Origin of the sequence: Desulfopila sp. IMCC35008, from assembly GCF_010646885.2 — a bacterium.
Classification (GTDB): Bacteria; Desulfobacterota; Desulfobulbia; order Desulfobulbales; family Desulfocapsaceae; genus Desulfopila.
The window spans coordinates 5,206,150-5,221,784 of sequence record NZ_CP050700.1; the positions used below are offsets into that span (position 1 = coordinate 5,206,150).

The window sequence follows — 15,635 nt, forward strand, 5'->3', positions numbered from 1 at the left end:
TCACCTGGAGAAAAAACCGGTCTAAAGGTCTTTTCCATTTGCATAAGAATGTGCGCACCACTTGCCCGATAACCTCCCGCGACAAAGCCGACCAGGAAAATCCGGCTGTCGAAATTCAAATCGAATACAATTAAAAACCATAGGGTACTCACCCTGTGACACCCCTTCTATGGTACTGTGGAGAAATAATTTCCGGCAACGCCTCACCCGAGTGCCTCATGAGCAATGTGTCGCTCTGGGTCTTAACCAGCTTCTTGTATGGCATACGGCTTTTGATCAAATGAAAATATCAGAAAAACTCAAGATTCTGGCAGATGCCGCCAAGTATGATGCGTCATGCTCTTCAAGTGGAAGCAGCAGAAGTGCAGCGGCAGATGGAGTCGGCAACACTGCGGTAAGCGGCATCTGCCATAGCTGGGCTGCAGATGGCAGATGTGTCTCCCTGCTCAAGATATTGATGTCAAATGAGTGCCTCTATGATTGCAGCTATTGCCTGAATCGTCGATCCAACGCGGTGGAACGTGCCACCTTCACCTCGGAAGAGGTAGCTGATCTCACCATCAACTTTTATCTGCGCAACTATATTGAAGGTCTGTTTTTAAGCTCTGCGGTATATGCATCCCCGGATCAGACCATGGCGGATATGGTTGAGGTGTGCCGACTTTTACGCCATAACCATAAATTCAACGGGTACATTCATCTCAAGGTTATCCCCGGTGCCGCTGACGACCTGATCCAGCAGGCTGGTTTCCTGGCTGACCGGATGAGTGTAAATATTGAATTACCCTCGGAAGCGTCACTCAAGCGTCTTGCTCCGCAGAAATCAAAACGGGGAATACTTGCCCCGATGAAAAAGATTGGTGAGGACTTCACAGGTTTTCAGCTTGAACGACAACGAAGCAGAAAGGCTCCCAGTTTCTGCCCCGGAGGTCAAACCACCCAGATGATAATCGGCGCATCCGCTGAGAGTGATTTTCATATCCTCAACCTGACAGAAAGTCTTTATCGAAAGATGAGCTTAAAAAGGGTCTACTATTCGGCCTATATTGCAATCAATGAAGAGCCTCTTCTCCCGGCCCTGGCCACCGCACCTCCGCTTATCCGTGAACACCGCCTCTATCAGGCAGACTGGTTGCTCAGATTTTATAAATTCCAATCCCATGAGATCCTCTCCCCGGCCTTCCCTCATCTTGATGAACGACTCGATCCCAAGGCGGCATGGGCATTGCGTAATTTTGATTTATTTCCAATCGATATCAATAAAGCCAGCTATGAGGAGTTACTTCGCATTCCCGGTGTAGGGGTCACCTCTGCCCAACGTATTATCAGAACCCGCAGGATCGCAACCATTCGGGAACAGGATCTCAAAAAAATCGGTATGGTGCTGAAACGGGCCAGATTCTTTATTACCATCAATGGCAAATACCTCGGTGATCCGTCCCTTTCCCACCACCACCTGGTAAATGCCATGTGCAAGGCAGAGCCGCCACGCTCCAGAAAACTTCTGCAAGGCAGTCGTCAGCTACCACTCTTCTAATATGGAATCAATTACTTATCTTCATGACGGTTCTTTTGAAGGACTGCTGCATGCTGTCGCGACAGCTGTAAAATCAAAAAAAGTCGTTTCGGGCATTTATGGTAAACAGGGATTCTCACCACAACTTTTCGATACCCTCATCCACCTTCAGACAGATAGCCGACAGGCATCACGTCTCTTTGAATACCTGAAAAAGCTCAACGGGAACGCTGCCCGTTTTGCAATGAATGGTTTTTTAAGCGGTGACCATGAAGTGGGCATTCATCTTTACCGGATGGTTCAGGAGTGCCTGGTTCGTGGCGCTAAAACAACACAACTCTACACCCATGATTCGATCAGGTACCTTGATAAACTCTCACAGAAGGTCAGTTCTGAGGCGCACAGGTTTACAGGTCTCATTCGCTTTCGAATACTCGAAGACGGCCTGCAGTATGCCCCATTTGAGCCAGACTGCAATATAATCGGCCACTGTGCCCTTCACTTCAGGCAACGGCTGGGAAATATACGCTGGATACTCCATGATATCCGTCGCGATCAGGCCCTCTACTGGGATGGGGATTTATTGCAGGCAATTGATATTGACGAAGACTTCACCGCTCATGTACAACAGTACGGTGAGGTTCCTGAAGCCAGGCTCAACGCAGACGAGCTTCACTATCAGGAGCTCTGGAAATCATTCCATACCGCTATCGCCAATACAGACAGAAAAAACCTGGATCTACAAAGACAATTCATGCCGCGGCGTTACTGGAAGTATCTGGTCGAGATGAGCTAACAAGCCACATCCGGCAATGTCCCCGGGTCCCTCATGATGAAGGGAAACCTTTTATGCTTTTGCTGACATTGAATGTGGTACCTGAGATATGAGGAAAGAATAAAGATTGCCCGGATAACTGCTGGTGATGAGGTAAGGAGTACGATAAGCCTTTAGCTTTCACCAGCAGTATTTAATTCAGGCACCTTCAGGGTGGGGACGTGGCCCAAACAGGCTATCGGTAAAGCGAACATACCAGGCAGCAGACTGCACCTGAATAATATAGGCAAGGGCGATAACCAGGGCAGCATCGGTGCCCGCTTCACCAAAGGCATTGATGGCAATTGCCAGGGCAATGGAGAGATTTCGCATAGCCGTTCCGTAAACAAGTGCAATACCGTCGCCCCTGTTAAAAAAGCTTCTGCCCGCCATGGTGGAGAGGGTGAAATTAAAAAGATAGAGAAGAAGCAGAGGGATAAAGATCATGAGCAGCTGCCCGGGATCCGCCATAATCGTCCTGGCTTTTAATGACATCGCGACAAAAACAATACCAAGTACCCCAATGGTTGACATGGCCGGAAAACGAGGGGCAATACGCTCCTTAAACTCCTTCATATCATATTTTTTCAGCAGTGTCTGCCTGGTTGCAAAACCAAGCCCCATGGGGAGAAAGACAATAAAGAAGATCTGCTGCATCACCTTGAAAAAATTGACCTCAACAGTTTCCCCAAGCAACCAGCTCACATAAAACGGCGTAGCCAACGAACCAAGGGTAAGACCGATCACCGTCATATTGATGGCCGCACCCATATTTCCTTTGGCAAAACCGGTCCAGGAGATGGTCATACCGCTGGTCGGAAGCAGGGATGCGAGAAAAAGCCCCAGTGCCATGTATGGTTGATCTGCAAAGAACAGTCTGCCGAGAAAGTAGGCCACAAAAGGAATTATGGCAAAATTTATAAGCACGGCACTGCCCTGAATTTTTAGTTGCAGCCCCTGTTTAAGATGCTTGATGTTCAGGGTCACCATCATGGGATAGACCATGAGGAAGGTAAAGGGGACAATCAGCGTCTTCATACCGGAGACAGTCGACTGATCGATGAGGTTGCCAAAAACCAACCCGGCAATCATCAAGGCGGGAATTGCGTAGACGAGATTCTTATTAATTTTGATAAGTGCTTTCCACATGGTGTTCTCCTTAAGTACCGCTCTCCGACACTCTATTTTTATTTTGCCTCATCTATCATCGTACGGATCGTAGAGAATGTCTGTGCAAGTGATTCTGGAAATGTGGCATCTCCGGGAACACACTCCGTAATATAATCAGAACTGTGGCTCAGGTAGCGCACCTGCGTCTTATTTTCTTTTGAGAAGACATGGATGAACTTCGGCATAAGAATAGCCCGTATGGGATTTATCGAGAGACTCTTGTCCTGCTTAAAAGTTGTGGCTGGAATAACGCTCAAGCAGCCTGCAAGCTCGGTGTGAGCCACACCTCAGTATGGAAATATCAGGGCGAGCCATCAAGCACCTGCCGGACCTTTTCTCCAAGCTCCCCGAGGGAGAATGGTTTCTGGATAAAATGCATGCCCTCTTCCAGTGTCCCCTGTCTGGAGATAATATCCGCTGTATAACCAGACATATAAAGAACTTTAAGAAGGGAACTCTTTTCTATTAGCCGGCGAACCAGGTCTCTGCCATTCAACTCCGGCATTATAACATCCGTTATCACCATATCAATTTGGAGATTCTCTCTATTGCTGACAGTGAGCGCCTCAAACGGCGAATGTGCCGGTATCACTTCATACCCTAACTGCTCAAGCATCTTACGGGTCATCTCCAGGATGGCGATTTCATCTTCAACCAAAAGAATTGTCTCGGTGCCATGCAGGGATATCCCCGCATTTCCGCCACCCGCAATCTGGAAGTCATCGCCCAGATGCCTCGGCAGGTAAATCTCAAAAGTTGTGCCTTTCTCCGCTTCACTGGCAACGTTGACAATACCATCATTTTGTTTCACAGCACCATACACTGTGGCAAGCCCGAGACCGGTGCCTTTACCAACACCTTTGGTGGTAAAAAAGGGCTCGAATACATGTTCCAGTGTACTGTTATCCATACCGCAGCCGTCATCGGTCACCTCTATGCAGACATACTCGCCAGTGGTAAGGACAGGTTCCCCAACATACCGACCCGCCTCCAGGATACAGTTGCTTGTTTTCACGCTCAAGGTGCCCATCCCCTCAATTGCGTCCCTGCTATTCACACAGAGGTTGACAAGTATCTGGTCCAGTTGGGAGGTATCCATATTTACAGGCCAGAGTTCTTCCCCCGGCAGCCATTGCAATTCAATATGTTCGCCAATCAACCGTCGCAGCATCTGCAGCATGCCTTCAATGGTCCTGTTGAGATCAAGCACTTTGGGGGACACGGCCTGTTTTCTGGCAAATGCAAGCAGTTGCCGGGTGATATCCGCCGAACGATCGGCGGCCTTTCGTATCTGCTTGAGGTCTGAAACCACTGGAGCATCCGTCTCGAGCTTACCAAGCGCCATCTCCGAATGGCCTATAATTACCCCAAGCATATTATTAAAGTCGTGCGCTACCCCGCCGGCCAACTGGCCGATGGTTTCCATCTTCTGGGCCTGATATAACTGTTCTTCGAGTTGCTTCTTTTCATTCTCTGCCCTTCTTTGCTCGGTAATATCCCGAAACTCTGTGACCCGTGCATCTTGTCCCCTATAAGGGATCACACTTCCCCTGATCGACAGGGGGTAGCGTGTACCATCTTTACGCACCCCCTCGGCCACATACGGTTGGGTATTACTATTCCTTATATTTTCAATGACCGTATCAAGATACTCAGGAGCAATGAGTTCAAAGCCATTGAAACCAATCAGTTCATCCAGAGAATAACCGGTCATATCCGCCAGGCCCTGGTTGCAGTCGAGGATTGTCCCTTGATCATGGATAGCGATACCCCCAAATGAGGCATCGTGCAGGGCGCGAAACCTCTCTTCACTCTCCCGCAACTCCTGCTCAACCCTTTTGCGCTCCGAGATATCACTGAAAATAGACTGGTAGGTTCCGTCAGGCATCATCTTGGATCTCATTTCCACCTGGACCTCAGAACCATCGGGCCGCTGAATCGCCCTCTCGGTTACAACCTTTTTCCCCTGCTGCAGCAAATCGAACCGCAACGGGAAACGCTCAACACTTTCAGGTGTAAAAGGCAATTGGCTTATATGTCTGCCAACAACCTCCTCTCTTCTCAGACCAAGTATTTCACAAACATATTTATTCGCCTCGGTGATCACCCCCTCGCCAGAGCCAAGCAGTATTCCTTCCACTGCCAGGTCTATCAGGCCCCGATAGCGATTTTCACTCTGCTTCAGCGATTCAACAGCAACAAAATGTTCAATCGCCAAGGCAACCTGCGAACCTGCTGAAACCATGATTTCCATATCGGTCTGATCGTAACAATCACGATTTTCGTAACTCTGCACCGCCATGACACCGATCAGTTTTTTTCGTGTCTTGAGCGGCACACCAAGCCAGATCTCCGAAGGTGTACATAAGGGTGCAGCAAGACTTTCGTCCTCCCACATTTTCTGGATGTCTTCCTTGGTAATCATCAGGGGATTCCCACTCCTGATGACCTCAGCAGTGAGCGATGATATCTTCGTGATCCCAATCACCGGTGGATAGGTATCGTCGACCATGTCAACATGGTACGGGAAATGGATACGGTCCTGCTCCTGGTCATACAGTGCTATATAAAAATTCGTGGTGTCGACAACCGTTGAGAGGACTTCGTGAATTTTGGCAAACAAACCGTCCAGATCCGGGGCGAGATTTACCTGAAACGACAGCTCAAACAGGGCCCTGGCAATTGCCTCGACACGTTCATGCCGGGCGGTATTCATCTCCAGTTCATGAACACGTTGCACAAGCGCATCATATGACGGCTTTTCTGGCATTCCCAGACCTCCGACAAGTTGGTTACAGATCTTCAGGTAAAGCAATTCCCAATAGACTCAAATGGTTCAATATTACACTCCAATGATAACACACCATAGGTTGGGATTACAAAAGAACTTAATTGACATATGCAACCATACACTCTCAAGGTGTTGCGAAACTCACGTACCCAAAACCTTGATACCCGCATACCCCTCGGAGATCATCTCCCTGATTTTATCAACCAGGTATTTTTCAAAGGACTTCTCGGTAAAAGTAGGTATTTTTTCCTGCAGATGGACAAGGGATATTGAGTTCATGATCTCCGATCCTGAAACCTTGATGTGAACAATTTGCTTCTTGTACAGTTCATCCTTCACCAGATGAGACGCAACAACCCCCATACCGACATCATGTTTGATAGCAGAGATAACAGCTTCGTGGCTATCCACTGTCAGTACGTCATGAACCCGGGTGTTCAATTTGGAAAAATGGTGTTTGAACCACTGCCTGATTGTCTGCAGATCCTTTCTGTAACTGATGAAATTCTGTTGTGAGAGAGAGCTGAAAGAGAGATCCTCCTGCAACGAATTTTCATAATAGTTCTTCGAACAGGCAAGTATCACTTCCTCCTCGACAACAGGGTCAAAATGATACATGTCGAGACTGCCGATGTGAGTACTTTTTGTTAAAAAGAGATCCACCAGGGCAAAATCAAGCTTCCCTTTCTTCACCTGGGGCAACAGCAACTCCGGTGTGCCGAATTGCAGTGTGAACGTTACGGCTGGATAGTGTGACCTGAAATCTGCAACGATGGAAGGCAAATAGGCCTTGCCGAATTCAGGAGGTGCACCAATCCGAAGTTCACCAACAGGATATCCCTTGGCGATCTCCTGCTCTTTTAAGAACCCATCCAGGTCTGCCATAAAGGGCTGGACTATTTCATACAGCCTCTCCCCTGCAGCGGTCGGGACCAGCTGCTTATGCAACCTGGTAAACAGGGCACTGTTCATCTCTTTTTCCAGTTTCTGGATGGACTGGCTGACTGCGGATTGACTGACATGCAGGGCGTTGGCCGCAGCAACCACACTCTTCCGGGCAAAGACGTAATAGAAAACTTTGAGACGATCGAGATTCTGTAGCATTAGTATAACTTTAGCTATGGCTGATTTTATATAATTATTATTATTAACGCACCTCCTCTATAATTACAACATCAGAGAGTCAATCAACGTCAACAGGAGAAGGTTATGCTGGAATCAAGACAACAGGTACAATTTGGGTATTTCCTCGATTTCTATTCGCCAAACTCTATCCGCACTCTGTTGAAAAGAGCAAAAAATGAGCTGGCCTATCTTGTTCTTCCTGAAGACACGACACACCCGGGCGGCGACTGTCAACAGAAGCTGGAGGGTCTTATGCCAAGCACTATCCGCAGTATCGCCAAGGTTCTGTTCTGGGCTGGTGTGGCGATAGCCGTGCCACTGCTCCTCAGCTGAAATTCGATAACAATACAGGCACACTGGTCAACGACACCAGGTCATACACATCAACGAGGGAAACAGCTTTGATCACAATCGATGATTCCATCGTCGTATAAAACTTGACCTCCACCCTACCTTCTAGTAGGTTGACACTATGAGTGATACACGTACCAAAATACTTGACGTGGCAGAGGACCTGATACAGCGGGTCGGGTTAAATGCCATGAGTTATCAGCACATCAGCGAAGCGGTGGGTATCCGGAAGGCCAGCATCCATCACCACTTTCCCAAAAAAGACGATCTGGTGGATGAACTGCTTGAAAGATGCAGGTTATCCTATGACCAGAACTACACCTCCATTGTCGAGGGAAGTGGAACCGCCCCAGAAAAACTACACAATCTTGCCGGGCTATTCCTCAAGGGATTAACCAGTAATAAAGTGTGCCTTATCGGTTCGATGAGTACTGACCGAAACACCCTGCAGGAACATTCATGCAGAATTTTGGAAAAGTCTATTCAAAGAACGGTGACCACCATCAGCCATGTCTTCCGGCAGGGAAAGGAAGAAGGGTCTCTCACCTTCTCAGGCAGCGAAGAAGAAGCAGCATACGGGTACATCTCATTTCTTATCGGGGCGCAGATTGTTGCCCGCTGTCATGGTGGCGAGCTGTGGTTCAAGAAATCGGCACAAACGATGATTGAGGCCTTTGCCGCATAATTTCATTTACCAGCACAATCTACCTACCAGTAGGGATAAAAACATGAAGCACGCTGAACAGTATAGAGGGTTTGAACAGGGCCCCATCCGACCACCAAGTGAGGCAGAGAGCCTGCTTATCAGGATTACTCGTAATTGCCCCTGGAATCGATGTACCTTCTGCCCGATCTACAAGGGCGAAAAATTTTCCCTGCGTCCCGTAGAGCACATTATTCAAGATATTGACGCAGTACGGTTTTACACCGATGCCATTCTTGAGGCAGCAGAAAGTGGTACTCAGCTTTCACGCAGAGAGCTAAAAAAACTCGCCGCTGAAGGGGGACCAGACGATTTGCGGGCTTTTCACGCTGCCTATAATTTTATCTCCGGCGGCATGAAATCCATTTTCATCCAGGATGGTAACAGCCTCATTATCAAACCGAAAAACATCATCCATATCCTGCGTCACTTAAGGCAATCATTCCCCGACGTTCAGCGGGTCACTTCCTATGCCAGATCTCACACCATTGCCCGTATCAGTGATGACCATTTGCAGGAAATGGCCGACGCAGGTCTGAACAGGATACATATCGGCATGGAATCCGGCTCGGACACGGTCCTCAAAAAGGTAAAGAAGGGCAGCGATAAGGCGACACAGGTTCTGGCGGGTCAAAAGGTAAAAAAAGCGGGCATCCAGCTTTCTGAATACATCATGCCGGGACTCGGCGGCAAGGAACTGAGCGAAGAGAACGCCAGGGAATCAGCAGATGCCCTGAACCAGATCAACCCGGATTTTATTCGACTCCGCACGCTGGCACTCCCCCCGACTGCACCACTGACCGAGCAGTTCAAGGCAGGTAATTTTACCAAAATGGGCGAAGTCGACACGGCAGCTGAACTGTTGATGTTCCTTGAACATCTTGATGGTATTACCAGTTATGTGAAGAGCGATCATGTGCTGAACCTTTTCCAGGAAGTAGATGGCAAACTCCCCGGAGATAAGGAGAAGATGATGCAGCCTATCCGTGCATTCCTGGCCCTCGAACCAAAAGAGCAAATGTTGTTCAGCATAGGCAGAAGGACCCACCGCATGAACACTATCGACGATTTAAATGATCCTGTCCAGCGCGGTTATGCGCAACAGATCTGTGATGAGGTCGGGGCGACTCCTGAGAATATGGACCAGGTGATCGATTCAATTATGCAACGCTTTATTTAGTATGCCTTAAAAGGCTACCTGCATTGAGGAAAAATCATGGTATCATCTCTCGAATCCAGAAACCCGAGTAATGGTGAAAAATTGGGTGAAGTTGTTGTCACCCATAGTGATACAATCGCCAACATCACCAAGAGCAGTAAGAAGGCCCAGAAAAAATGGGCAGCTGAACCACTTGACGAACGCATTCGGATTATCAAAACCGCCTGGTCAGCAGTTGAAACATCGATACCCGGATTAGCACAACTACTCAGCCAGGAGATGGGGAAGGACATCCGCCGCTCCACGGGTGAGGTACAGGGCACAATTTTCGGTGGTCCCTGGATAGCCGAATCGGCTGGTAAAGCCCTGCAGCCGGGCAGACAGGGAAGGACGCTCCTGGAGTACAGGCCACTTGGTGTTGTCGGTGTGATATCGCCATGGAATTACCCTCTGGCCATGGCTAACAATCTGATGGTACCGGCTCTTGTTGCTGGGAATTCGGTCATCTGGAAGCCTTCCGAAGAGACCCCGCTTATCGCCCAGGCATTTCATGACATTATCAGCAAACAGTTGCCGGACAATCTGCTCCAGATCATCCACGGTGACGGCGAGCAAGGACGACAACTTGTGGAAAGCGATATCCAGCTGGTTGCGTTTACCGGCTCACTTGCCGTGGGTAAGAAAATCATGGAGCGGGCATCGACACAACTCACACGGCTGGTCATGGAGCTTGGCGGCAACGACCCGATGATTGTCATGGCAGACGCCGACCTACCAGCTGCCGCACGATTCGCCGTCGCATCCAGCTTTGAAAACAGCGGCCAGATGTGCACCGCCACGGAACGGATTTACGTCGACTCGGCTGTTGCCGACAGATTTGAGGAGATGGTTGTTTCCCTTGCGGGACAGTACAGGGTTGGCACCTGGGACATGGAAGGCGTTAATTACGGTCCGCTCATTAATGAGAAGCAGCATCGCCGGGTCGTCGAACATATCCTCGATGCCGTCGATAAAGGAGCAGAATTATTGCTCGGAACGACGCGGCAGGAACCACCATATATTTCGCCAACCGTTCTGGGCGGCATGACGCCGAAAATGAAAATCGAGCAGGAAGAGACATTTGGCCCGCTAGTTTGCATGAGCAGGTTTACAGAAATTGAAGAGGCCATAGTACGGGCCAACGACAGCCCTTACGGTTTAGGCGCCGTCGTATTCGGCAGCCAAGGTGCCGATTACGTTGCAAGGCGACTGGAGGCCGGCATGATCGGTATCAATCAGGGAGTGGGTGGTGAGGGAGACTCACCGTGGGTCGGAGCAAAGCAGAGCGGATTCGGTTTTCACGGCTCCCCTGAAGGACACAGGCAGTTTGCCCAGGTATGCGTCATAAGCAACGAACAACGCATTTAAAAGAGTAACTCCATTAAAAAGTAGAAGTGCAATTCCGAGGCTCAATGAAAAAGATACTGATCCTTTTTGCCCACCCGGCTTTTACCCGTTCGAAAATCAACGCATCCCTCAGGAGCGCTGTGGAAAACCTGGACAATGTCACACTCCATGATCTGTACTCCAGCTATCCGGATTTCCTGATCGATGTGCAGCACGAACAGCAATTATGCCAGTCGCACGACGTTATCATCTTCCAGCACCCTTTTTATTGGTATTCCACACCTTCTTTATTAAAGGAATGGTGTGACCTGGTGCTTGAACATGACTGGGCCTATGGCTCAAAGGGGCAAGCTCTCCAGGGAAAGTATTTCTTTCAGGTATTGACTGCCGGCGGCTCCGACTCAACCTACAAACCAGAAGGGTTGAATATGTTCACTATCACCGAGCTCACCTCACCTTTCAGGGCTACCGCCAACCTCTGCGGCATGCATTGGCTGCCCCCATTCGCCATCCTCGGTATTCACCGGGGACTCTCCCCGGAGAAGGTCAATAGACATGCGGAGGAATACCGTCAAGCCCTTATAGCGATACGGGACGAGATGCTGGACCTGGAAAAAATACAGCTGGGATCCTACCTCAACAGTGATCTGAACAATTGTATCAGGAGGGTTGGATAATGGAACACTTCCTCCTGCAGTTCTTTATTTTTCTGGCTGCCGCAGCCTTTGCGGTCCCCCTCGCCAAGAAATGCGGGCTTGGTTCCGTTCTCGGTTACCTGATAGCCGGGATAGTCATTGGTCCTTTTGGTCTCTCCCTTATAAATGAAATTGAAGAGGTAATGCATTTTACTGAGTTTGGGGTTGTCATGATGCTCTTTTTGGTTGGGCTTGAACTCAAACCATCTCTTCTCTGGCAGATGCGTGTCCCCATACTTGGGATGGGCGGTGCGCAAGTAGTAGTTTCCAGCCTGGCCCTTGCTGCGGTCGGCCTTGCCTACCTGCCATGGCAGCAAGCAGTGGCAGTTGGCATGATTCTGGCCCTCTCCTCAACGGCTATTGCTCTCCAAACACTTCGGGAAAAAGGACTGATGAACAGTGCCCCCGGCCGGTCAATTTTTTCCGTACTGCTGTTTCAGGACCTGGCCGTTATTCCCATGCTGGCCCTGTTACCCCTGTTGGCGATAGCAGCTCCACATGGGGGAGACCACCACGGATCCGCACTTTTTGATATTACCCAACTTCCCGGTTATCAACGTTTGTTAATAACACTGCTCGCTATTGTTTCCATTTACCTGCTCGGCCGCTTTGGCTCGAGACCACTGTTTCGGACCATTGCCGCCACCCGGGTCCGGGAAATATTTGTAGCTGCCGCGCTGGCTCTTGTCGTCGGTATATCCTTACTCATGACAGCAGTTGGTCTCTCCCCAGCTCTTGGCACTTTTCTTGCCGGTGTAGTCCTTGCCGACAGTGAATACCGGCATGAACTGGAGAGCGATATAGAACCATTCAAAGGACTATTGCTCGGCATCTTTTTCATCTCTATCGGTGCCAGCCTCAATTTCACCCTGATTGGTGACCAGATAGCTCTTATCTCAGGCCTTGTCCTTGGGCTCCTGTTTATCAAGTGGCTTATCCTTTTTTCAATTGGTCTGCTTTTTAAAATGGAGGTGCGTGAGCGCTGGCTGTTCTCCCTGGCCCTGGCCCAGGGGGGAGAGTTTGCCTTCGTGCTGTTCCAGTTTGCCGGCAGCAACGGCGTTTTACCTGCAGCTATCCTGGCACCTCTTATTTCAGCCGTGGCCATTTCCATGTTTCTCGCGCCCCTGCTCTTTCTCCTCTATGAAAAGGTCATCGTCAGCCGTCTCCGTCAGGACGATCTCAATAAAAGGGATGCCGACACCATCAACCGGAGTGATCACAGGGTGATCCTGGCCGGATTTGGACGGCTGGGAACCGACCTCGGCAGGTTCCTTATTACCGCCGGCATAAAACCTGTCATACTGGATCATGATGCGGCCAACGTTGACGTACTGAGGAAATTTGGCTTCGAGGTTTATTACGGAGATGTCACCAGACTCGATCTGCTGGAAGCTGCCGGTGCCGCAGAAGCGGAACTGCTGGTCATAACCATTGGCAACACCGACAAGGCGCTGGAACTCGTCGAACTGGTCCGCAAACATTATCCAAACCTCAAAATTGCTGCCAACGCCGCCGACAGGTCTGCAGCATATCAGCTCATGGATCTTGGGGTAACAAATATCCGCAGGGAAACCTTTGGCAGCGCACTTTCTTTGGGTCAGGAATCCTTGAAATTACTGGGAACCGATCCCTATGAAGCCTATAAGCTGATGCGTTTATTCAGTAAAAAAGACGAGGACTCCATGCCGGAATTATATGCCTACCATCGTGAAGATGAAGAGAATTACATTTCCATGTATCGCAAACACAACAACGACCTGGCGGAGCTGATGTCATTTGATGAAAAAAGCAGTTTTGAGGAACTGGAAAAAGCCTGGGCAACCGGTAACCCAGAAGAATAGAACCTCCCTGGACGACCCAGGTGGACTTATTCAGAGGCTGTATTAATAAACGATTATAAAAAGATCAGTCGCACATCTATTTCCCATAATCTACCGTCTTATCATATCGACCTGACAATTCGGTCGAGATTTTAATGGCCTGCTGTGCCCCCTTAAGGGCGGTGCGCAGATGATGCTCGCATTTTACCGGGTCCTCCGTGGCGAGCAACGCAAGCTCCACTCCACCAATTATACCTCCAAGGGCATTTCTCAGGTCATGGATAACCTGCCGACTCGATAGGCTTGTTACTCCTCCACCAACTTCAATTACCGCTTCAGTTCTGAGAATCCCAGCTGGGGATGCCGGTGCCTCTCTGGTGATCATTATCGGTGCCAGCCACTTCGACAAAACCTGCTGTAAGCTCCCCATGGTATAGGGTTTACCCATATAATCATCCATACCCGCCTCGAAGCATTTCTCCCTATCCCTGTTCGTGATATGGGCAGTAAGGGCAATAATTACGTTTTTCCTCTCTTTTCCGGTATCTTCCAGCAAGCGGATTTCCCTGCTTGCCTGATAGCCATCCTTTACCGGCATCTGGCAATCCATGAATACCAGGTCAAAAACATTTTCTTTCACACAGGCTACGGCCTCAAGGCCATTCTTTGCTTCCAGCACCTCACACCCAAGCTGGCGCAGGTACGTCGTTGCAACCTCCCTGTTTATTGCGTTATCCTCAACAAGTAAAATAAGGGGAGGCCTTTGCCAGAAAACGTTTCCCAGCTGCTCCTTCTGTCCTCTAATATCACTTTCCGAGGCAATAGGAACATCAAGATAGAAAGAAAAAGTGGTGCCGACATTTACAGCACTCTCCACCCTTATATCTCCACCCATAAGCCTGATGAGTCGACTGGAAATAGCAAGACCAAGCCCGGTACCGCCACGAAGATCGGCATCCTCCCCTTTAATCTGTTTAAAGGGGGCAAAGATACTCTCAAGATTCCCGGCGGCAATCCCAACACCACTGTCCCTCACAACACATGACAATCGAGCCCTTCCTTCTGCCAAAGCTGATGACGCCACCTCGACGACAACTTCGCCCTCCTTCGTAAATTTACAAGCATTACTCAACAGATTATTCAGCACCTGGGTAAGCCGGTTCTGATCACATTCAATATATGGAGTTGCAAGCCCGGAGAGGTCCTCCCGTAGTTGGATACCCTTTTTACTGGCCACTGCCCTGTACACTTTGCAGATTGAAAGGATTGTGGAACTGAGATCAACCGGTCCAGCCTCAATAACCAGCTCATCCGCCTCAATTTTGGTAAAATCAAGGCCGTCGGAAATGACACTCAACAGCCATTCCGAGCTGTTTTTCATCAGATCCACATAATATTGCTGTTTTTCCCTCAGCTCTGTCCTATCCAGCAGGCTCAGTATACCGATCAGGCCATTAAGGGGTGTCCTGATTTCATGGCTCATCGTAGCCAGAAAATCTGATTTTGCCTTACTGGCCGCCTGGGCATTGACCAGAGCACGCTCCAGGTTGCTGAGAAGTGAAGCGACATACAACGGCAACGCTATCAAACCCACCATCAGGCCCAGATTGACAGAGGTACCTGCCGACCATGTATCCGACAACAACAAAACAGAACCGAAGCCGAAAATACTTAAGGTCATGGATAACAGGAGATATCGCTTACCAAATCGAAACCCATTGCCAAAAGTAACCCAAAGGTACACCACGAAGATCGGGGCAGTTAAATCCCCATTCAGAAAGAGGGCGGCGGTTGCCGAAACATTATCAGTAATAATCCCGTAAATCCTGCGAGGAGGATGAACTCCCGGATTCCGGATAATTGAAACAACAATACTTACAGCAACTGCAAAAAACAGGAAGATAATCGCTATGATAAGATAAGGGTGCTCACCATCCTTTGAAAAAACGGCAAACAGAATATAGGCTGCAGCAACAAAACCAACCAGCAATCGAATGACGGCTTGTTCATGTTCTGAGTCTGGACGATTCTCCCAGGCAGGAACGAACCTGATAAGTATTGTTTCCAGCCCCCCTTGGCGGGAACTGTTTCCCTTCGTTGCCATT

General features: G+C 49.2%; 13 protein-coding genes. 8 read left to right on the forward strand and 5 right to left on the reverse strand.

The genetic code is table 11. The features are described 5' to 3' along the window. Positions 1 to 280 precede the first annotated feature (280 nt). A complete protein-coding gene (locus GA520_RS22225) occupies positions 281 to 1,537 on the forward strand; it encodes a putative DNA modification/repair radical SAM protein (RefSeq protein WP_163335619.1) in 1,257 nt (418 codons plus the stop codon). Position 1,538: 1 nt separating this feature from the next. Beyond that, positions 1,539 to 2,312, forward strand: a complete 774-nt coding sequence (locus GA520_RS22230) for a TIGR03915 family putative DNA repair protein (RefSeq protein ID WP_163335620.1) — start codon at positions 1,539 to 1,541, stop codon at positions 2,310 to 2,312. A 177-nt stretch (positions 2,313 to 2,489) separates the two neighbouring features. Here GA520_RS22230 and GA520_RS22235 read toward each other — a convergent pair whose 3' ends face one another. The 4 genes from GA520_RS22235 to GA520_RS22250 form a co-directional block, all read right to left on the reverse strand. After that, positions 2,490 to 3,479, reverse strand: coding sequence for an arsenic resistance protein (locus tag GA520_RS22235; protein WP_163335621.1), 990 nt, complete (start codon positions 3,477 to 3,479; stop codon positions 2,490 to 2,492). 38 nt (positions 3,480 to 3,517) lie between these two features. Then, complete coding sequence (locus GA520_RS22240) at positions 3,518 to 3,757, reverse strand: hypothetical protein (protein WP_163335622.1); 240 nt, start codon at positions 3,755 to 3,757, stop codon at positions 3,518 to 3,520. A 44-nt stretch (positions 3,758 to 3,801) separates the two neighbouring features. Continuing rightward, on the reverse strand, positions 3,802 to 6,270 hold the full coding sequence (locus GA520_RS22245) for a PAS domain S-box protein (RefSeq protein ID WP_163335623.1): 2,469 nt from the start codon (positions 6,268 to 6,270) through the stop codon (positions 3,802 to 3,804). A gap of 162 nt (positions 6,271 to 6,432) precedes the next feature. Continuing rightward, positions 6,433 to 7,395, reverse strand: coding sequence for a LysR family transcriptional regulator (locus tag GA520_RS22250; RefSeq protein WP_163335624.1), 963 nt, complete (start codon positions 7,393 to 7,395; stop codon positions 6,433 to 6,435). A 105-nt stretch (positions 7,396 to 7,500) separates the two neighbouring features. Between GA520_RS22250 and GA520_RS22255 the strand changes: the two genes are divergently transcribed. The 6 genes from GA520_RS22255 (at position 7,501) to GA520_RS22280 (ending at position 13,551) form a co-directional block, all read left to right on the forward strand. Then, positions 7,501 to 7,749: a hypothetical protein gene (locus GA520_RS22255; protein WP_163335625.1), complete on the forward strand. Its 249-nt coding sequence runs from the start codon at positions 7,501 to 7,503 to the stop codon at positions 7,747 to 7,749. A gap of 139 nt (positions 7,750 to 7,888) precedes the next feature. Beyond that, on the forward strand, positions 7,889 to 8,452 hold the full coding sequence (locus GA520_RS22260) for a TetR/AcrR family transcriptional regulator (protein ID WP_163335626.1): 564 nt from the start codon (positions 7,889 to 7,891) through the stop codon (positions 8,450 to 8,452). Between the two features lie 43 nt (positions 8,453 to 8,495). After that, entirely contained in the window at positions 8,496 to 9,650 is a 1,155-nt protein-coding gene (locus GA520_RS22265) for a radical SAM protein (protein ID WP_163335627.1), read from the forward strand. 36 nt (positions 9,651 to 9,686) lie between these two features. Further along, the gene (locus GA520_RS22270) at positions 9,687 to 11,036 is read left to right on the forward strand and encodes an aldehyde dehydrogenase (RefSeq protein WP_163335628.1); all 1,350 of its coding nucleotides are present in this window, start codon (positions 9,687 to 9,689) and stop codon (positions 11,034 to 11,036) included. A gap of 44 nt (positions 11,037 to 11,080) precedes the next feature. Next, entirely contained in the window at positions 11,081 to 11,692 is a 612-nt protein-coding gene (locus tag GA520_RS22275; RefSeq protein ID WP_163335629.1) for an NAD(P)H-dependent oxidoreductase, read from the forward strand. Then, the gene (locus tag GA520_RS22280) at positions 11,692 to 13,551 is read left to right on the forward strand and encodes a monovalent cation:proton antiporter-2 (CPA2) family protein (protein ID WP_163335630.1); all 1,860 of its coding nucleotides are present in this window, start codon (positions 11,692 to 11,694) and stop codon (positions 13,549 to 13,551) included. Before GA520_RS22275 ends, GA520_RS22280 begins: the two co-directional genes overlap by 1 nt. 76 nt (positions 13,552 to 13,627) lie before the next feature. Here GA520_RS22280 and GA520_RS22285 read toward each other — a convergent pair whose 3' ends face one another. After that, the gene (locus GA520_RS22285) at positions 13,628 to 15,634 is read right to left on the reverse strand and encodes an ATP-binding protein (protein ID WP_163335631.1); all 2,007 of its coding nucleotides are present in this window, start codon (positions 15,632 to 15,634) and stop codon (positions 13,628 to 13,630) included. Between the last annotated feature and the right edge of the window lies 1 nt (position 15,635).